The 19,154-nt window shown below is 62.0% G+C and carries 19 protein-coding genes; 17 read left to right on the plus strand and 2 right to left on the minus strand.

From position 1 onward, the window contains the following. Positions 1-3 precede the first annotated feature (3 nt). The 5 genes from ABX74_RS13600 (at position 4) to ABX74_RS13620 (ending at position 5,059) form a co-directional block, all read left to right on the plus strand. Entirely contained in the window at positions 4-1,659 is a 1,656-nt protein-coding gene (locus tag ABX74_RS13600; RefSeq protein WP_047889000.1) for an AMP-binding protein, read from the plus strand. Between the two features lie 250 nt (positions 1,660-1,909). Continuing rightward, positions 1,910-3,301, plus strand: a complete 1,392-nt coding sequence (locus tag ABX74_RS13605) for an MFS transporter (RefSeq protein ID WP_019745709.1) — start codon at positions 1,910-1,912, stop codon at positions 3,299-3,301. A gap of 68 nt (positions 3,302-3,369) precedes the next feature. Continuing rightward, a complete protein-coding gene (locus ABX74_RS13610; RefSeq protein WP_019745708.1) occupies positions 3,370-4,044 on the plus strand; it encodes a TetR/AcrR family transcriptional regulator in 675 nt (224 codons plus the stop codon). Positions 4,045-4,082: 38 nt separating this feature from the next. Further along, positions 4,083-4,715 carry an HAD family hydrolase gene (locus ABX74_RS13615; RefSeq protein WP_047889001.1) on the plus strand — a complete coding sequence of 211 codons (633 nt, stop codon included), beginning with the start codon at positions 4,083-4,085 and terminating at the stop codon, positions 4,713-4,715. Positions 4,716-4,771: 56 nt separating this feature from the next. Then, positions 4,772-5,059 (plus strand): putative quinol monooxygenase, encoded by a 288-nt coding sequence (locus ABX74_RS13620; RefSeq protein ID WP_019745706.1) that lies wholly within the window; start codon positions 4,772-4,774, stop codon positions 5,057-5,059. A 74-nt stretch (positions 5,060-5,133) separates the two neighbouring features. Here the strand turns inward: ABX74_RS13620 and ABX74_RS13625 are convergent, their stop codons facing one another. Then, positions 5,134-6,654, minus strand: a complete 1,521-nt coding sequence (locus ABX74_RS13625; protein ID WP_047889002.1) for an AMP-binding protein — start codon at positions 6,652-6,654, stop codon at positions 5,134-5,136. Positions 6,655-6,758: 104 nt separating this feature from the next. Between ABX74_RS13625 and ABX74_RS13630 the strand changes: the two genes are divergently transcribed. Next, entirely contained in the window at positions 6,759-7,472 is a 714-nt protein-coding gene (locus tag ABX74_RS13630) for a TetR/AcrR family transcriptional regulator (protein ID WP_019745704.1), read from the plus strand. A gap of 90 nt (positions 7,473-7,562) precedes the next feature. Here ABX74_RS13630 and ABX74_RS13635 read toward each other — a convergent pair whose 3' ends face one another. Next, the gene (locus ABX74_RS13635; RefSeq protein ID WP_003942878.1) at positions 7,563-8,039 is read right to left on the minus strand and encodes a MaoC family dehydratase; all 477 of its coding nucleotides are present in this window, start codon (positions 8,037-8,039) and stop codon (positions 7,563-7,565) included. 158 nt (positions 8,040-8,197) lie between these two features. Here ABX74_RS13635 and ABX74_RS13640 point away from each other — a divergent pair, with 158 nt between their 5' ends. From ABX74_RS13640 to ABX74_RS13690, 11 genes are all read left to right on the plus strand, one after another. Beyond that, positions 8,198-9,019, plus strand: coding sequence for an SDR family oxidoreductase (locus ABX74_RS13640; RefSeq protein ID WP_020909431.1), 822 nt, complete (start codon positions 8,198-8,200; stop codon positions 9,017-9,019). Further along, positions 9,016-9,819: an enoyl-CoA hydratase-related protein gene (locus ABX74_RS13645; protein WP_047889003.1), complete on the plus strand. Its 804-nt coding sequence runs from the start codon at positions 9,016-9,018 to the stop codon at positions 9,817-9,819. Before ABX74_RS13640 ends, ABX74_RS13645 begins: the two co-directional genes overlap by 4 nt. After that, positions 9,806-11,026, plus strand: a complete 1,221-nt coding sequence (locus tag ABX74_RS13650) for an acyl-CoA dehydrogenase family protein (protein WP_019745701.1) — start codon at positions 9,806-9,808, stop codon at positions 11,024-11,026. The genes ABX74_RS13645 and ABX74_RS13650 overlap by 14 nt, the downstream gene beginning before the upstream one ends. 1 nt (position 11,027) lies before the next feature. Further along, a complete protein-coding gene (locus ABX74_RS13655; RefSeq protein WP_019745700.1) occupies positions 11,028-11,810 on the plus strand; it encodes an SDR family oxidoreductase in 783 nt (260 codons plus the stop codon). After that, positions 11,770-12,837 (plus strand): phosphotransferase family protein, encoded by a 1,068-nt coding sequence (locus ABX74_RS13660; protein ID WP_047889004.1) that lies wholly within the window; start codon positions 11,770-11,772, stop codon positions 12,835-12,837. Before ABX74_RS13655 ends, ABX74_RS13660 begins: the two co-directional genes overlap by 41 nt. 46 nt (positions 12,838-12,883) lie before the next feature. Further along, a complete protein-coding gene (gene fabG, locus ABX74_RS13665) occupies positions 12,884-13,642 on the plus strand; it encodes a 3-oxoacyl-ACP reductase FabG (RefSeq protein ID WP_019745698.1) in 759 nt (252 codons plus the stop codon). Positions 13,643-13,676: 34 nt separating this feature from the next. Then, a complete protein-coding gene (locus tag ABX74_RS13670) occupies positions 13,677-14,870 on the plus strand; it encodes an acyl-CoA dehydrogenase family protein (RefSeq protein ID WP_047889071.1) in 1,194 nt (397 codons plus the stop codon). Next, positions 14,867-15,964 carry an acyl-CoA dehydrogenase family protein gene (locus ABX74_RS13675; RefSeq protein WP_021345810.1) on the plus strand — a complete coding sequence of 366 codons (1,098 nt, stop codon included), beginning with the start codon at positions 14,867-14,869 and terminating at the stop codon, positions 15,962-15,964. The genes ABX74_RS13670 and ABX74_RS13675 overlap by 4 nt, the downstream gene beginning before the upstream one ends. 31 nt (positions 15,965-15,995) lie before the next feature. Beyond that, on the plus strand, positions 15,996-16,979 hold the full coding sequence (locus tag ABX74_RS13680) for an NADPH:quinone oxidoreductase family protein (protein ID WP_003943088.1): 984 nt from the start codon (positions 15,996-15,998) through the stop codon (positions 16,977-16,979). An 80-nt stretch (positions 16,980-17,059) separates the two neighbouring features. Further along, entirely contained in the window at positions 17,060-18,259 is a 1,200-nt protein-coding gene (locus ABX74_RS13685) for an acetyl-CoA C-acyltransferase (RefSeq protein ID WP_020971078.1), read from the plus strand. Then, the gene (locus ABX74_RS13690; RefSeq protein ID WP_020909426.1) at positions 18,256-19,041 is read left to right on the plus strand and encodes a RhlG family 3-oxoacyl-ACP reductase; all 786 of its coding nucleotides are present in this window, start codon (positions 18,256-18,258) and stop codon (positions 19,039-19,041) included. The genes ABX74_RS13685 and ABX74_RS13690 overlap by 4 nt, the downstream gene beginning before the upstream one ends. The last annotated feature ends 113 nt before the right edge of the window (positions 19,042-19,154 follow it).

Genomic DNA, 19,154 nt, shown 5'->3' on the forward strand with positions numbered 1-19,154 from the left:
GTTATGACCAACGTGTACGAGAGCAAGCCATGGCTCGCCAATTACGACGCCGACACTCCACCGAACGTGGACATCGAGCATGCCAACGCCCTCGCGATGTTCCGTGCGTCGCTGGAGCGCGATCGCACCGCCCCGATCATCAGGTACTTCGACAGGACTGTCAGCTTTGCCGAGCTCGACGAGATGTCGGATGCGCTTGCCGTAGCCCTCGCCGTGGACGGAATCGGGTTCGGCGACAGAGTTTCCTTTGTCCTGCAGAATGTTCCGCAGTTCGTCATCGCGACGGTCGCAGTCTGGAAACTCGGCGCTGTCGTCGTTCCGGTCAATCCGATGTACCGGGACCGTGAGCTGTCCACAGTACTCGCGGACAGCGGAGCGGTAGCAGTTATCTGTCTCGAGTCCTCGGCCGAGACCGTGGCGACTGCGTCCGATGGCACCGAAGTGCGACGGGTCATCACTACGTCGGAACGGGATTTTCAGTCGCGTGACGATGAACGGATCTTCGGTTCGGCGTCCAGGATTCGTCATGATGGATTTCCGGACCTACTGGAACTGATCGGGGCTCATCGAGGGCAGAAGCCCGAGAAGGTCGATCTGTCCCCGGAAGACCTTGCCTACCTTCCTTATACGTCGGGGACGACCGGCCCGCCGAAGGGGTCGATGAACACGCACTCAAATGTCGTGTTCGCAGCGCAGATCTATCGGGACTGGTTGGGGCTGCGCCCCGGCGGCGCGATGTTCGCGGTGGCGCCACTGTTCCATATCACCGGGTTGATCGGGCACGTCGCGGCTCCACTCCTGGCCGGCGCGCCCACGATTCTGACCTGCCGATTCCATCCCATCGTTGCAGCGGAGTCGATTTCGGAGCATCGGGCTACCGCGATCATCGGAGCGATCACGGTATTCATCGCGTGGACGGACAGCGCCGCAGTCTCGAAGGAATCGTTGAGCTCTCTCGAGTCGGTGTATTCAGGTGGCGCGCCGATCCCGCACGCGGCGTTGGAAGCGTTCCGGGCGAAGTTCGGTCACTACATTCACAACGGCTACGGGCTGACCGAGACGAACAGCCCGGCGATCGTGGTGCCGAATTCGCGTGAAGCGCCGGTAGATCCGGCGTCGGGGGCCGTTGCTGTCGGCGTTCCGGTATCGAATACGTACGCCGAGGTGGTGGACGAGAACGACAGGCCGGTACAGATCGGGGAGTACGGCGAGATCGTGGTCTCCGGTCGCCAGGTTGCACTCGGATACTGGAACAAGCCGGACGAGACCGCACATGCGATGCCGGACGGGCGTTTTCACACCGGCGACATCGGATTCATGGACGGCGACGGTTGGTTTTACATCGTCGACCGGATGAAGGATCAGATAAATGCCTCGGGCTTCAAAGTGTGGCCACGCGAAGTGGAAGATGTTCTCTACGAACACCCTGCCGTACGAGAGGCTGCCGTCGTCGGTGTCATGGATCCGTATCGCGGCGAAACCGTGAAGGCCTTCGTGTCTTTCAAGGACGGTGCCGAGGCGACCACCAAGGATCTGGTCGAGTTCTGCAAGGAAAGGCTTGCAGCATACAAGTATCCACGCATCGTCGAGGTCATGAATGACCTGCCGAAAACAGTGAGCGGCAAGATTCTTCGTCGTGAACTGCGGGTACCGAACTAGATCTGCCTGACAAACGAATTGCCGGCCGCCGACAAGGTGAGCCGGCCATTCGTCGTGGTGATCGGCGAGCATCGATAGGGGATTTAGTCCCTTATGCGGCAATGCATTTCAGTGATTGACATCACTCTTTTTGTATCGCAGACTGATCGCAACGCCACAGAGTTGAAGTTGGTGTCAGTTTCTACTTCTGGCCCGGTTTCACTTCTCAACTCCCGGCGCGACGAGCGTCCGACCCATCGAGGAGTAACCCATGACGAGATCGGCAGTGGATTCGAACACGCAGGCAGGGGGCCTGTCCGATCAGGAACGGAAGAAGAAGAAAGCGCACCGCAAACTTCTCGGCGCGGGACTGCTCGGCAGTTCCATCGAGTGGTACGACTTCTTCTTGTACGGAACGGCTGCGGCACTGGTCTTTCCTCATGTGTTCTTCCCCGATTCATCCGCACTGATGGGCACATTGCTCTCGTTCAGTACGTTCTGGGCCGGCTTCGTTGCCCGCCCCATCGGCGGTTTGGTCGCCGGACACTTCGGCGACAAGTACGGACGCAAGCCCGCCGTCGTCACCTGCCTGTTGCTGATGGCTGTCGCGACATTCCTGATCGGCGCGATTCCGAGTGCGTCGGCAATCGGCGTCGTCGCTCCGATTCTTCTGGTGACACTGCGATTCATCCAAGGTCTCGCCTGCGGTGGCCAGTGGGGCGGAATCGTCCTTCTCCTCACCGAATCCGCGAGTCCCAAGAAGCGTGGATTCTCAGGCACTTTCGGTCAGATGGGTGTCTCGTTCGGTGTAGTGCTGGGCAACCTGGTCTTCCTCGTCGCGACCGCGACCATTTCCAACGAAGCATTCCTGAGCTGGGGTTGGCGGGTTCCGTTCTTCGCCAGCGCGCTGCTCTTCCCCGTGGTTCTGTACATCCAGACGAAGGTCGAGGACACGCCGGAATTCCTCGAGTTGCAGGAAGACGCCAAGAAGAACCAAAAGGACGTCGTCGTTCAGGCTCCACTGGCGCAGGCGCTCAAGGATCACTGGCGCAAGATCCTGCTTGGCTGCGGACTTCTGGCCGCCACCAATGCACTGTTCTACATCAGCATTGCCGGCGTACTCAGCTACGGCACAACCGAACTGGGGTTGAAGCGGAACTCACTGCTCATCATCTCGCTCCTGAGCGCGTTGCTGACAGTCGGCGTGGTGCTGTGGTCCGGGAAGATGTCCGACAAGATCGGTCGTCGTCCGATGATCCTGATCGGCGCCGCGGCGATCGTGGTCTGGGCATTCCCGTACTTCTGGTTGATCAACACCAAGTCCCTGCCGCTGTTCTTCATCGCAGTCACGGTCGGCAGCGTGTTCCAGTCGATGACCTACGGGCCTATCGCGGCATACATGGGTGAACTGTTCGCACCCAACGTGCGCTACTCGGCAGCATCGTTGGCCTACCAGTTGGCTGCGATCACGGTCAGCGGCGGCACCCCGTTCATCATGACAGCACTTATCGCGAAGACCGGAACCACGACATGGGTTGCCGTGTTCGTGGCACTTATGGGCTTGGTGACCTTCTTCAGCGCTTGGGTGCTGAAAGAGACCAACCCGAAGGAAGTTCGGGACGATCCGAACGCAATTCCGGGCGCGCATCTCTACGCCAGGTAATACCTTCGGTCTCGAACAGACGCCCGCTATCGGTCACCGGTAGCGGGCGTCTGACGTATAACTGGAGCATGGCTGCAGCACGCACAGGCTCCGAAGATGCTTCGTCGACAGTGTCACGGGAACTCCCCTCCACTCAGCGTGGTTTGCGTACGCGTCGAGCGTTGATCGATGCGGCTCGCACCGTCTTCGAACGGACCGGTTATCTGGACTCGCGTCTGATCGACATCACGGTGGAGGCGCAGTGCTCGGCCGGTACGTTCTACACCTACTTCGCAAGCAAGGAGGAGATCTTCGCGGCAGTGATGGAGCTGGCGCGCGAAGACATGATGCATCCGGGAATGCCGCACACTCCGAAAGGCGCGGATCCCGCTGAGGTCATCGCGGCGAGCAACCGCGCGTACCTCGAGGCGTACCGACGTAACGCGAAGCTGATGGGACTGCTCGAGCAGGTCGCAAGTATCGATCCGGAGTTCCGGGTTCTCCGCCTCGAGCGTGCTGACGCGTTTGTTCGACGCAACGCGCGCAGTATCGAGAAGCTGCAGAAAGCCGGTCTGGCGGACGCGAACCTGGATCCGCTACTGACGTCTCGGGCACTCTCCGGGATGATCAGTCGACTTGCGTTCGGGTACTTCGTATCCCGCGGCGGCGAGGACGGCGCCGCCGGAGTGACCTTCGATGGTCTGCTCGATACGGTCAACCGGTTGTGGATCAACACTTTACAATTCTCGCTGCGCCAAAACTGATGTTGACGCCGGGTTCATGTTTGGTGTCTGATGGAGCAATGACACCTACGCGTACGGCAGTGCTCGTCGATTTCGGTGGAGTTCTCACCTCCAGTGTTCTTCAGGCCTTCGAAGATTTCGGGGCCTCGCTTGGGGGAGACCCACGACTTCCGTTGACCCTGCTCTCCCGCGACGACGTCTCGAAGAGGCTGCTCTCCGATCACGAATCCGGAAAGATCGACCAGGAGGCCTTCGAGGCCGGATTCGGAGAACGTCTACGAGCGCACGGCGCAGTCGTCGACAGTGCTGGATTGGTCGACCGTATGCAAGCCGGGCTGATTCGAGACGAGGAGATGGTGCGTCTGCTCGCAGACGTGCGGGCGGCGGGACACCCTGTTGCGCTCGTGTCCAATGCTTTCGGGCGTGATTGTTATGCGGGATTTGTCCTCGAGGACCTGGCCGACGAAGTGGTGATCTCCTCGGAAGTCGGGATTCGTAAGCCCTCTCGTCAGATCTATACCATCGCGTGTGAGCGACTGGGCGTCGCGCCCGAAGCCGCGGTGATGATCGACGATCTGCAACAGAATCTCGACGGTGCGGCACGATTGGGGATCGCCGGCATTCTCCACACCGACGCAGAAAGCACTCGCAGACAATTGGCATCGACGTTCGGACTACTGCCCACGCAGTGAAACTGTAGGTTTCTCGGTAACACTCGAATACTGCTGGAACACTTTTGGAGGAACGAATGATTGCTGTCATCGCGGATATCACCGTCAAGGACGGAAGCGGCGAGCAGTTCGAAGCCGTAATCGCCGAACTTGCGGAGAAGGTGCGCACGGAGGAGCCCGGAACGGTTCTGTATCAACTGATCCGATCGAAAACGGATGCGAATTCCTACAAGTTCATGGAGCTGTATCAGGACGGTGCTGCCATCAAGGCTCACGGAACGTCCGAGCATTTCCAGGCTGCAGGAAAGGCGATGGCACCCTTCCTCGCCGGCGCCCCGCAGATCGAGTACTTCGACGCTCTCTGAGCGCATGGACGGGGCTCTCTGAGTGAGTGAACAGGTGAGCCCCGGCGAAATCTCGCCGGGGCTCACCTGTGTTTTCAGTTCTGCTTCTGGGCGAGGAGTTCGGTTCGGTCGATCGATCGCTTGAGGATCTTTCCTGTCGAACCCTTCGGGAGTGCGTCGATGAACTGGACGACTCGGGGAATCTTGTAGGCGGAGAGACGTTCCCGAGCCCACGAAGTGACGGCGTCTGCTTCGAGGTCGGAGCCTGGACGCACGGCCACCACTGCGGCAACTTCCTCCCCGTAGTAGTCGTCGGGTATGCCGATCACTGCGGCTTCGATGATGTCGGGGTGCTGGTAGAGCACCTCTTCGACCTCGCCCGGATAGACGTTGTATCCACCACGGATGATGAGGTCCTTCACTCGGTCGACGATGCGAAGGTCCCCGTCAGGATCGGTCTCACCGAGGTCTCCGGTGCGGAACCATCCGTCGTCGGAAAGAACGGCGGCGGTGTCTTCAGGGCGCTTCCAGTAACCCTTCATGACCGTCGGTCCTTTGATGAACACCTCGCCCACTGTGCCTGCCTCGCAGACATTTCCGTCGTGATCACGCACCTCGACCTCGGTGCGCGGTACGGCGCGGCCGGTGTATCCGATCTTTGCGACGCGGTCGATGCTGTTGAAAGTCCCGAACGCGCTCGTCTCGGTGAGGCCGTAACCCTCGAGGATCGTGCAGTTGAACCGTGCTTCGAAGGCGCGAGCGACTTCACCGGGAAGTGATGCGCCACCGGAGATTGCGATCCTGAGTTGTTCGAAGTCGGAGCTGTCCACATCGGCGGCGGCGTGCAGCATGGCATTCCACATGGTGGGGACACCGGCCATGATGGTGAGCTTGTCCCGGCGGACCAGGTCGAGCATGGCAGCGGGGTCGAACCGGGCGAGCAGGGACAGTGATCCGCCGCTGGTGAAGGTTGCCATCATGACCGAACCCTGGCCGAAGATGTGAAAGAGCGGCAGTCCGGTTCCGGTGCGGTCCGAGGGGTTTCCGCGGCTGCTCTCGGCGCCGATCTCACCGGCGGACAACAAATTCCCGACGGTCAGCTGAGCGCCCTTCGGGCGTCCGGTGGTGCCGGAGGTGTAGAGAATCGCCGTGGTGTCTGTTGCTTCACGGTCGACCACAGTTGCGGGTGCATGATCGGCCTTCGCCGATTCTTCGGTGAGTGTCCACACCGGGACGCCGCGCGCGCTCCCTGCATCCTGGACTGCGGGACCGAGCTGATGCCACGCGATGGCCAGGGAAATCTCTGCGTCGTCCAGAACGTACTCGACTTCGGGTTGCGCCGACATCGTGTTGATCGGTACCACGACACAACCTGCGGCCTGAATTCCCATGTACGCCACGACGAATTCCGCTACCGACGGTGCCGCTAGGAGAACCCGATCGCCTACGCTCAACCCGGCGGCGCGAATGCGGCCGGCGAACGCCAGGGACGCGTCGTGGAGCTGCCGGTAAGTCCAGTGTTCATCCGTGCCGCGGATCGCAGTGCTGTTTCGAATTGCGATGTTGTCCGGAGTGACTTCCGCGTGACGGGTCACCGGGTCGAGAACGCTAACCATGGTTCTGCCTTTCGGGAGGAATCGACCGATTGTGTGTCCTGGGTCTCACCAGAGCGTACACTTGAATCCGGCGTCAACATCGAGTCTGCTGGGATTGTCCCGAAATGATGTTGGCTCGGAAGGATGGGGAGCGCACCGTGCTCGATGACGAATCGCGAATTGCCGCCCTGCCGGTGGCTCCGCCTGCGCTGCTCCGAGATCGGCCCACCACCGAGCGGGGAACCCGCACGCGCGCAGCGCTGATTGCCGCTGCCCGCACGGTATTCGAGCGTAGTGGCTATCTCGATGCCCGTCTGATCGACATCGCCAAAGAAGCCGGCTGCGCGACGGGATCGTTCTACACCTACTTCGCGAACAAGGAAGAGGTCTTCGCCGCCGTCCTCGAGGTCGCGCGAGACGACATGATGCACCCGGGCATGGGACGCGTTGCGGGCGCAGACGATCCGTACGCCGTGCTCGAGGCAAGTAATCGAGCGTATCTGGCGGCGTATCAACGCAATGCGAAATTGATGGGACTGATGGAGCAGGTTGCTCACATCGACCCGGAGTTCCGAAAGTTCCGCAGCGAGCGTGCCAATGCGTTCATACGCCGTAATGCCCGCGGGATTGCAGATCTGCAGAGTCGTGGTATCGCGGACACGACGCTGGATCCGATGACAGCGTCAATTGCTCTGTCCGGCATGGTGAGTCGGCTCGCCTACAGTCTGTTCACCCTCCATGAGGGTGAGGTGGACGGGCGTTCGCCGGAGTTCGATCAGATTGTCGCCACGGTGACAGACCTGTGGGCTAACGCGCTGAAGTTTCCTGACCGATCCTGAAGCGGCAGGTCGCCCCGGCCGTATCGACGTTCGAGCGGCCGGGACGTGCCGAGTCTTGTTTCAGCTTTTCTCTAGTCAGCTTTTCTCTGTTCAGCTTTTCTCGACGACGCGAGCGACGGATTCGGCCACGACGACTGGCTTGTCGGAACCTTCGCGCTCAACCACCTGGCTCATCTTCACCTGGATTCCGCCGGGCAACTGCTCCGCGGACACGACGGTTGCACGCATGCGGACCCGGGATCCCACGGGAACGGGAGCGGGGAAGCGAACCTTGTCGTAGCCGTAATTGAGGCTGTGGGCGAAGCCGTCGAAGTGGATGAGTTGGTAGGAGAACTGTGGGCCCAGCGAGAGGCTGAAGAGTCCGTGCGCGATCGTGCTGCCGAGCGGGCTCGATGCGGCTCGTTCCGGGTCGACGTGAATCCACTGATGATCGTTTGTGGCTTCGGCGAACGCGTTGATGCGCTCCTGGGTGATGTCGTACCACTCCGTCGGGCCAAGTTCCTGGCCGATGAGCTTCTCGAGCTCGGCGAAGGTGGACGGGCGGACGGGCAATTGGTTTTCAGTCATCGTTGATCCCTTTACTCGCAGTTCAGGAGGACGGAACGGGCCGTTCGGGTGACCGTCGCGATTCGACGGTTGAAACTGACGCCGGATTCAACTATACATGAGGGGAGACGTGGATCACTGTCAGCGCGTAGGTATGACGCAAGCGAGAGGAATCGCTCATGAAGGTTGCCCAGAAGGTAGCAATTGTCACCGGTGGCGGCGGGGGGATCGGCGGTGCGTTGGCGCAGCGACTGGCCGCAGAGGGCGCTCGCGTCGTAGTAGCCGACCTCGACGGGGCGGCAGCTTCGGCAGTGGCAGAGGCGATCAACATGGAGCATCCCGGCGCAGCAGTGTCTGCGGGTGGCGACGTCTCCGACGAGACGGTCATTGCGGGCCTCATCGCGCAGGCGGAAAAGGAATTCGGCCCGGTCGACCTCTACTTCGCCAATGCCGGCGTCACCGGAGGCATGGGCCTCGACATCAGTGAGGACGTCTGGGACACGACGATCGACGTCAACGTTCGCGCCCACATTCGTGCCGCCAGGCTCCTCGTCCCTGGTTGGACCGAGCGCGGGGAAGGCTACTTCATCAGCACTGCCTCTGCTGCCGGCTTGCTCAGTCAGGTTGGGTCCGCCGCGTACTCGGTGACCAAACATGCCGCGGTCGCGTTTGCCGAGTGGCTCTCGATCACCTACGGAGATCAGGGCGTTCGCGTCAGTTGCCTGTGTCCGATGGGTGTCAACACCAAGCTTCTCTACGAAGGCGAGAACTCCGGCGATCCGGTCGGCAAGGCCGCAACCGGGGCCGTGCTTGCGGCAGGCAATGTTCTCGAGCCTGCTGAATGCGCCGAAATCGTTCTTGCCGCAGTAGATGCCGAGGAATTCCTCATCCTTCCGCACAAGAACGTTCTGGACATGTACCGGCAGAAGGGTGCCGACTACGACCGTTGGCTGCGCGGGATGCGCCGGTACCAGGCGTCGCTGCTCGCGGGAACGCGATGACCGAGGAACTCGTCCTCTCCGAGCAGAGAGGAGCGGTGCTGGTCCTGACATTCAATCGGCCCCGCGTTCTCAACGCGTGGACCAACGAGCTCGAAGATCAGTACTACGACCTTTTGGCCGCAGCAGACGAAGATCCCAGTGTCCGAGCAATTGTTGTCACCGGCTCCGGTCGAGGATTCTGCTCGGGGGCTGACCTCGGCAATTTGAAGAACGTCGGCGACGTCTCCGACAGTGATCTTGTCCGACCACGGGACCGTGATTTCCCGACCACCGTTCGCAAGCCGCTGATCGCTGCCGTCAACGGCGTCGCCGCAGGGCTCGGAATGGTCGAGGCTCTGTACTGTGACGTTCGTTTCGGTTCGAGCGCAACGCGATTCACTACCGCGTTCGCGCGTCGAGGCCTGATTGCGGAGTACGGCATCTCCTGGATGTTGCCCCGCTTGGTCGGTCACAGTCGAGCAGTCGATCTTCTGCTTTCCAGCCGGATGGTGGATGCCGACGAGGCGTACCGTATCGGTTTGATCGACCACCTGGTCAGCGGCGGTGACGTTCTGGATGCGGCGATTGCTTACGCCGAGGACATCGCGGCCAACTGCTCGCCGACGTCCCTCTCCGTCATCAAGTCTCAGATGAGTGCCGACGCGCACTCGACCTTCACCGATTCCGCCAGGCGTGCGGAATCACTGATGCTGAATGCATTTCACGGCCCGGATGTCGTCGAGGGCGTCAACAGCCATCTCGAACATCGAGCCCCCAATTTTCCTTCCCTCTCTGTCAGGAGTTCACATGTCAGTGTTTGAGTTCTCGGATCGCACCAAGAAGTACCAGGCCGAACTGCTCGATTTCATGGACAAGCACGTTTACCCGGCCGAAGCGGTCTACGAAGAGCAGATGCGTGAGTCCGGTAACCCGCACTTCCAGCCGCCGATCATCGACGACTTGAAGAAGGAAGCCAAGGCGCGCGGGCTGTGGAACCTCTTTCACCCGCATCCCGAATGGGGCCCCGGGCTGACCAACCTGGAATACGCACCGCTTGCGGAGATCATGGGCCGCAGCCACCTGGCTTCCGAAGCCACCAACTGCGCCGCTCCGGACACGGGAAACATGGAGGTGCTCACGCTCTTCGGCACCGACGAGCACAAGGAGAAGTACCTCAAGCCGCTTCTCGAAGGCGAAATCCGTTCTGCTTTCGCGATGACCGAGCCCGAGGTAGCCAGTTCCGACGCCACCAACATCCAGCTTCGTATGGACCGTGACGGCGACGAGTACGTACTGAACGGCCGTAAGTGGTTCGCTTCCAACGCTTTGCACCAGAACTGCAAGGTTCTGATCGTCATGGGCAAGACCGACTTCAATGCCGCCACCCACCGTCAGCAGTCGATGATGGTCGTTCCGATCGATGCTCCCGGCGTCACGATCCTGCGCAACCTGCCGGTCTTCGGCTACCAGGACCGCGAAGGACACGGCGAGATCACTTTCGAGGACGTGCGCGTCCCGGCCAAGGACATTCTCGCCGGCGAGGGCGAAGGATTCGCGATCAGCCAGGCCCGCCTCGGCCCCGGCCGCATCCACCACTGCATGCGTGCAATCGGAATGGCCGAGCGCGCACTGGAACTGATGTGCAAGCGCGCATCCACCCGCATCACCTTCGGAAAGCCTGTCAGTGACAACGCGAATATCCAGGACTGGATCGCCGAGGCTCGTATCGACATCGAGATGGTTCGACTCCTCACGCTCAAGGCCGCTCACATGATGGACACGGTGGGCAACAAGGAAGCGCGCACCGAGATCGCAGCCATCAAGGTTGCAGCGCCGAACATCGCGCTCAAGATCATCGACCGCGCCATCCAGGTTCACGGCGGCGGCGGCGTCACGGACGACTTCCCGCTCGCGATGGCTTACGCCCACATGCGCACCCTTCGCCTGGCTGACGGCCCGGACGAGGTGCACAAGCGCGCCATCGCCAAGCAGGAACTGCGCAAGTACCGCGAAGTCAAGGCGAACTGACATGGCAGGACTGGATCTCACCGGTAAGACGGCAATCGTCACAGGCGCATCGCGGGGCATCGGCCTCGCGACCGCGCAGGCGATTGCGGCGGCGGGCGGAAACGTCGTACTGACTTCGCGCTCACAGGAATCCGCAGATGCGGCTGCCGCGCAGGTGAACGGCAACGCGATCGGCGTCGGCGCTCACGCGACGGACGAGGATGCTGCCAGCAAGTGCGTCGAGCAGACGATCGAGCGTTTCGGCAGTCTCGACATCTTGGTGAACAACGCGGGCACCAACCCGTCGTTCGGGCCGATCATCAACCAGGATCACTCGCGCTTCGCCAAGACCTTCGACGTCAACGTGTGGGCTCCAGTCCTGTGGACCGGCCTGGCAGCGCGGGCCTGGATGGGCGAGCACGGTGGTTCCGTGGTCAACACCGCCTCGATCGGCGGCATGGCGTTCGAGGCCGGGATCGGTACGTACAACGCGTCGAAGGCTGCTCTGATCCACATCACCAAGCAGTTGGCGCTCGAGTTGTCGCCGAAGATTCGTGTCAACGCCGTTGCACCGGGGGTGGTGAGAACCAAACTCGCCGAAGCTCTGTGGAAAGAACATGAAGAAGCGGTGTCCGCGTCGACCGCTCTCGGACGCATCGGTGAACCCGAGGACGTGGCCGCTGCCATCGCCTTCCTGGTTTCGGATGCAGCCCAGTGGATCACCGGCGAGATCATGACCATCGACGGCGGCCAGTTGTTGGGTGATGCACTCCCGTTCCGGCAGGGAGCGTCCGTCGGTGGCTAGCGTCGGAGTAGTGGGACTCGATACCGAAGCGGTCACCGGGTGGATAGCAGGCCTGGGGATCGACTTCGCCGGGCCGTTGTCCTTCGATCGAATCGGCCTGGGGCAGTCGAATCTCACGTACCTGGTTCGCGATCAGGACGGCAATCGCTGGGTGCTACGACGCCCACCGCTGGGGCACCTGCTGGCCTCGGCTCACGACGTGGCGCGCGAAGCTCGAATCCTGAGCGCTCTCGAATCCACCGACGTGCCTTCGCCGCGAGTATTCGGGTTGACCGAGGATCCAGCTGTCACCGAAGTTCCGCTGCTCCTCATGGAATTCGTGGACGGCGAAGTGGTGGACCGAATGCCTCTTGCTGAGGCGTTGTCGGAAGATCGCCGCCGGGCAATCGGAATCTCGCTCGCTCAGACGCTGGCGAAGATACACGCCGTCGACCTCGAGCAGGCCGGTCTCGACGACCTGGCAAGCCACAAGCCTTACGCTGCACGGCAGCTGAAGCGCTGGGGCGGACAGTGGGAACAGTCGAAGACGCGGGAATGTCCTGACCTGGACGATCTCACCCGACGTCTCATTGCAGCTCAGCCGGCTCACACCGAAACCACGTTGGTGCACGGCGACTTTCACCTACGCAACGTGATCACCTCCGCTGAGAACGGCGAAGTTGTCGCGGCCCTCGACTGGGAACTCTGCACACTCGGTGATCCGTTGGCCGATGTCGGAAGCTTGTTGGCGTACTGGCCGGCGGCAGGGGAGGACACTGGTGGCGATTTCCCGGCGTCAGCGCTCCCGGGATTCCCTTCGCGAGAGGAGATCTCCCGGATCTATCTCGAGGCCACCGGACGGGATCCGGCTGCGCTGAAGTTTTGGCACACCTTGGGGCTGTGGAAGATCGCCGTGATCGCCGAGGGCGTGATGCGTCGCGCCCGCGACGAACCGCAGAATGCCGCCGAGAGCGGAACTCCCACCGTGGAACGTATTGACGCCTTGGTAGCCAAAGCCAGGGAAATTGCAGATCAGGCCGGGATCTGACGAGATCGTCCGGTGTCCGTCGAATCACGAAAATTATGGAGGGCCAGTGAGCCAGGAACGTAGAACCGCAATTGTCACGGGTGCAGCACGCGGAATCGGTGCGGCAGTGGCCAAGCGACTGTCGGAAGACGGCTTTGCCGTTGCCGTGCTGGACCTCGACGAAGCAGCGTGTGCCGGAACGGTCGACGCGATCAAGGCCGCAGGCGGTCAGGGCTTGGCCGTCGGCGCTGACGTCTCCGACGAGGCTTCGGTTGCTGCAGCGGTGGATCGTGTGGCCGCAGAACTCGGTGCGCCTACCGTGCTGATCAACAATGCCGGCATCACTCGCGACAACCTTCTGTTCAAGATGAGCGTTGCCGAGTGGGATTCGGTGATGAACGTCCACCTGCGCGGAGCGTTCCTCATGTCGCGCGCGGTGCAGAAGTACATGGTGGAAGCGAAGTTCGGCCGCATCGTGAACCTCTCGAGCACGTCGGCTCTCGGCAACCGCGGACAGGTCAATTACTCCGCAGCCAAGGCCGGCATGCAGGGATTCACCAAGACATTGGCCTTCGAATTGGGCAAGTTCGGCGTCACCGCCAACGCCATTGCCCCCGGATTCATCGAAACCGAGATGACCGCCGCAACGGCAGAGCGCATGGGAGTCGGCTTCGAGGACTTCAAGACCGCTGCCGCTTCGCAGATTCCGGTCAACCGCGTCGGTCAGCCCGAGGACATCGCGCACACCGCGTCGTTCTTCGTCAGTGAAGGCGCGGGCTTCGTTTCCGGTCAGGTCGTCTACGTCGCCGGTGGACCCAAGGACTGACCGTCCGCTCACCGCTCGAACCGAAGGAATGGGCATGGCTTTCGACGAAGAGGCAGTATCGCGTGATCTCACCGAAAAGGTGAACACGCTTCTCGCGGAGAATGATCCGAACCGTGTGTCGGTGTCGGATTTCCTCGGCGCACGATTCGACGTCGGACTGGCGTGGGTTCATTTCCCCGAAGGTCATGGGGGACTCGGTGTACCGCAGAGCTTTCAGCGTCAGGTGAACGCTCAGCTGGAGGCCGCCGGCGCACCCGGCCCGGCCACCGGCAAGAACGGCATCGGACTCGGCATGGCGGCACCGACCATCGCCGCCTTCGGTACCGAGGAGCAGAAGCAGAAGTTCCTGCGCCCGTTGTGGACTGCGGAGACGGTCTACTGCCAGCTGTTCAGTGAACCGGGCGCAGGGTCGGACCTCGCGGCCGTCGCTACCCGCGCCGTCCGCGACGGCGACGACTGGATAGTCAACGGGCAGAAGGTATGGACGTCGGGCGCGCAGAATGCGCAGCTGGCGATTCTCGTGGCCAGGACCGATCCGTCACGTTCCAAGCATGCGGGTCTGAGCTACTTCATCTGCGACATGACCGACCCGGGCGTCGATGTTCGGCCGCTGCGTCAGATCACCGGCGAGGCCGAATTCAACGAGGTATTCCTCACGGACGTCAGGATTCCGGACGCCAATCGCCTCGGAGCCGAAGGCCAGGGGTGGAAGGTTGCGACCACCACCCTGAACAACGAGCGTGTTGCCATCGGTTCGGGCGCACCGCGTGAGGGAGGCATGATCGGAAAGGTCGCTCAGGCCTGGCGTGACGAGCCCGAGCTGCGTAATCCGGCGATGCACGACGAGTTGATGCGGCTCTGGACCGAATCCGAAGTTGCGCGTCTGACCGGTGAGCGACTGCGCCAGCAGCTCGCCGCCGGCCAGCCCGGCCCCGAAGGCTCGGGAATGAAGCTCGCGTTTGCCGGTTTGGCTCAGCAGATTTCGGGTTTCGACCTCGAGCTGCACGGCGAGGACGGTCTGCGCTACGACGACTGGACGCTGCGTCGACCGGATTCCGTCGACTTCACCGGGCGTGAACCCGGATACCGGTACCTGCGAGCCAAGGGCAATTCGATCGAGGGCGGAACGTCGGAGATCCTGCGCAACGTCATCGCAGAACGTGTACTCGGGTTGCCGCCCGAGCATCGCGTCGACAAGGACATCGCCTGGAAGGACTTACCCCGATGAGCGCCGATCTGCTGTACTCCGAGACCGAACAAGATCTGCGAGCCAGCGTCAGACGACTGCTGAGCGAGCGGGCCGGCGCCGACACCGTGGTCACGGCGTACGACGACGTGTCCGCCGACTTCACCGGGCTGTGGAAGTCGCTGGCGTCGGAACTCGGTTTGGCGGGACTGCTGGTACCCGAGGAACTGGGCGGGGCAGGTGCGTCGACGCGTGAGGCGGCGGTCGTGATGGAGGAGATCGGACGTGCGGTCGCTCCCGTTCCGTTCTTCACCAGCGCGGTGCTGGCGACGACGGCGTTGCTGAAGGCCGGCGAGACCGAGGTGCTCGGTCAATTGGCAGCGGGGGATTCGACGGCTGCTCTGGTCGTCCCGTTGTCCACTGCACCAGGAACTTTCACACCTACTGTCAAGGTAACGGCGAGTGGACTCGTCGGCAGCGTCACGACGGTTGCCGGCGTCGCCGAGTCCGATGTTCTTGTTGTTCCGGTTGCCGGTGAGAGCGGCCTGGAGCTGCACACCGTTCGGATCGCCGACGCTACCGTCACGCCGGTTCTGTCCCTGGACATGACGCGCCGATTGGCGGACGTCGAGTTCTCGGGTTCGTCGTCGGTCCGTGTCGACAGCGGCAATGCGGCGCAAGCGGTTGAGGAAGCGTTGCTCTGCGGAAGCGCACTTCTGGCGTCCGAACAGTTCGCTGTAGCTCAGTGGTGCCTCGAAACGACTCTCGCGTATGTGAAGGAGCGCAAGCAGTTCGGCCGGGCGATCGGTTCGTACCAGGCGATCAAGCACCGCCTCGCCGATCTCTGGCTCGAAGTCAGCTCTTCGGGCGCGGCAGCACGCTATGCGGCGGACACCTATGCACGCGGCGACGCCGATGCGGCGATCGCAGCGACGGTGGCCCAGGCATTCTGCAGCGGCGTCGCGGTTCATGCTGCGGAGGAATGCGTCCAACTTCATGGTGGTATCGGAATGACGTGGGAGTATCCGGCGCACCTGTACCTCAAACGGGCGAAGAGCGATCAGCTGTCGCTGGGAACCGCGTATCAGCATCGGGCACGCCTCGCCGAGTTGGTCGACCTCCCGATCTCGTCCTGAAACTCACCCACTATCTGTCTGGAGAATTGCTGTGAAGGCTTGGCGCGTCAACGAACTCGGTCAACCCCGCGATGTGCTCGCGTTGGAGGAGACCGCGGATCCCACCCCGAATGCGACGGAGATGTTGGTCAAGGTGCTGGCGGCTCCGGCCAACTTCCCCGACGTCCTCATGTGCCGGGGTGAGTACCAGATCAAGCCGCCGCTGCCCTTCACACCCGGTGTCGAACTGTGTGGTGAAGTGGTCTCGGTCGGTGAATCGGTGACCAAGTTCGCAGTGGGGGACCGGGTGATCGGTAATCCGAGTCTGCCGTCCGGCGGATTCGCCGAGTACTCGGTACTGGATCAGAACAACACGTTCCCGGCGCCGTCGGCTCTCGACGACGCGGAAGCATCCGCTCTGAGCATCGGCTATCAGACAGCGTGGTTCGCTCTGCATCGCCGCACCCAACTGCTCGAGGGTGAGACGTTGTTGGTCCACGCTGCTGCGGGTGGTGTCGGTAGTGCGGCAGTGCAACTCGGCAAGGCGGCAGGCGCCAAGGTCATCGGTGTCGTCGGCGGCCCGGACAAGGCCGAGTACGCGCGCAAGCTCGGCGCCGACCTCGTCGTAGACCGTCACAGTGAGGACTTCGTGGCAGCGGTCAAGGAGTTCACCGGCGGCAAGGGCGCCGACGTGGTCTTCGATCCGGTCGGCGGCGACGCCTACGCGAAGTCCACCAAGTGCATCGCCTTCGAGGGACGGATCGTCATCATCGGCTTCGCCGGTGGCACGATCCCGCAGCCGGCCCTCAATCACGCTCTCATCAAGAACTATTCGATCATCGGACTGCACTGGGGGCTGTACAAGGCCTACAACCAGCAGGCCATCGACGACTGCCACGTCGAGCTCACCAGGCTCGCCGATGCCGGCTTGGTCAAACCACTGATCAGTGAGCGGCTGTCGTTGACGGACGTTGCCGACGGTATCGGTCGCCTCGGCGACGGCACCACTGTCGGTCGCGTCGTGTTCCAGCCCTGATTCTTTGCTGTGCGCCTTTATTAACCCCCGGCGGTTAATAAAGGCGCACAGCACTTCGTGTTCGACGAAAGGTTTCCCCGATGAGGCAAGCTGTCATCGTTTCCACCGCCCGTACCCCGATCGGTAAGGCGTACCGCGGCGCGTTCAACAACACTCAGGCTCAAGAGCTTGCTGCACATGCCATTTCGCATGCAGTTCAGCGCGCGGGCCTCGAGGGCGGCGAGGTCGAGGACGTCATCCTCGGCGCCGCGCTGCAGCAGGGATCTTCCGGCGGCAACGTCGCACGGCAAGCGGTGCTGCGGGCCGGGCTTCCGGACTCGGTTTCCGGAATGACGATCGATCGTCAGTGCTCGTCCGGGCTCATGGCCATCGCGACCGCAGCCAAGCAGATCGTGGACGACGGAATGCAGATCGCGGTCGGCGGCGGAGTCGAATCGATCTCGTTGGTCCAGAACGATCACATGAACAACTTCCGCGCGGCTGATCCGTGGCTGAAGGAAAACAAGCCGTCGATCTACATGCCGATGCTGCACACGGCCGAGATCGTCGCCGAACGCTACGGAGTGACCCGCGAGCAGCAGGACGAGTTCGCGCTCGTCTCGCAGCAGCGGACCGCAGCAGCTCAGAACGCAGGTCGGTTCGATCTCGAGATCGTCCCGCTGCCCTCGATCAAGCAGGTGCAGGACAAGGGGACGGGTGAGATCCGCAGCGAGTCCGTGACGCTGACCCTGGACGAAGGCAACCGCGCTTCCACCACGTTGGAAGGGTTGTCGAGTCTGCGACCGGTTCTGGCCGACGGGACTGTCAGTGCGCATTCCTCCATCACTGCGGGCAACTCGTCTCAGCTCTCGGACGGTGCCTCCGCTTCGGTGCTGATGGAGGCAGGCGAGGCGGAACGCCGCGGGTTGGCTCCTCTCGGTATCTACCGTGGGATGGCTGTCGCGGGTTGTGCTCCCGACGAGATGGGCATCGGACCGGTGTTCGCGATTCCGCGTCTGCTGGATCTTCACGGACTGAAGGTCGACGACATCGATCTCTGGGAACTCAACGAGGCCTTCGCCTCTCAGGCCCTGTACTGCCGCGACAAGCTCGGGATCGATCCCGAGAAGTACAACGTCGACGGCGGCGGTATCTCCGTCGGCCATCCGTACGGAATGACGGGTGCTCGTCTGGTCGGCCATGCTCTTCTGGAAGGAAAACGGCGCGGAGCCAAGCTCGTGGTGGTGACCATGTGCATCGGCGGCGGCATGGGTGCTGCCGGGCTTTTCGAGGTCGCATGAGCTTGATCGAGGGACTGTTCGACGTCAGTGGCAAGACCGTTGTGGTCACCGGTGGATCACGCGGCATCGGATACATGATCGCTCGCGGATTTGTCGAAGGCGGAGCGACGGTCGTCATTTCGGCCCGAAAAGCCGAAGCCTGTGACGAAGCCGCGCGAGAGCTTTCGGAGTTCGGCACCTGCATTTCGCATCCGGCCGATCTGTCCACGGACGAGGGGATCGAGAGCCTCGCTGCGAAGGTCGCCGAGATTTCGCCGACGCTCGACGTACTGGTCAACAACGCCGGTGCCACGTGGGGAGCTCCCGTCGACGATTTTCCGGCCGCCGGCTTCGACAAGATTTTCGACATCAATGTCAAGGCAATCTTCCTCTTGACGCAGAAGCTGTTGCCGCAGTTGCGTTCTGCAGCCACTGCGGAAGATCCCGCGCGCGTGATCAATATCGGATCGATCGACGGACTCGTGGTGTCGGGTTCGGAGAACTTCTCGTACGGAGCCAGTAAGGCTGCGGTGCACATGTTGACGCGCAAGCTCGCGGCAACGCTTGCGGGGGAACAGATCACGGTCAATGCCATTGCGCCGGGCCCGTTCCCGTCGAAGATGATGGCATTCCTCCTCGAGGACGAGCAAAGTGCAAAGGCTGTGGCGGACTCGGTCCCGTTGGGCAGGGTCGGAACTCCCCAGGATGCTGCAGGTCTTGCCATTTTCCTGGCTTCACGTGCCGGGGCTTATCTGACCGGCGCGGTGATTCCACTCGACGGCGGTGCGAGCGGAGCGCGCTGACCTACTGACTGATCTTCTCTGTCCGAAAAGGCCTGAAAGTCTGAACTACTATGACTTTCAGGTCTTTTCGCGTCTTTGTCTGATTGGGTTATCTGTGACTGCAGTTGCTAGAT

It is taken from the genome of Rhodococcus sp. ARP2, from assembly GCF_001029585.1.
Classification (GTDB): Bacteria; Actinomycetota; Actinomycetes; order Mycobacteriales; family Mycobacteriaceae; genus Rhodococcus_F; species Rhodococcus_F erythropolis.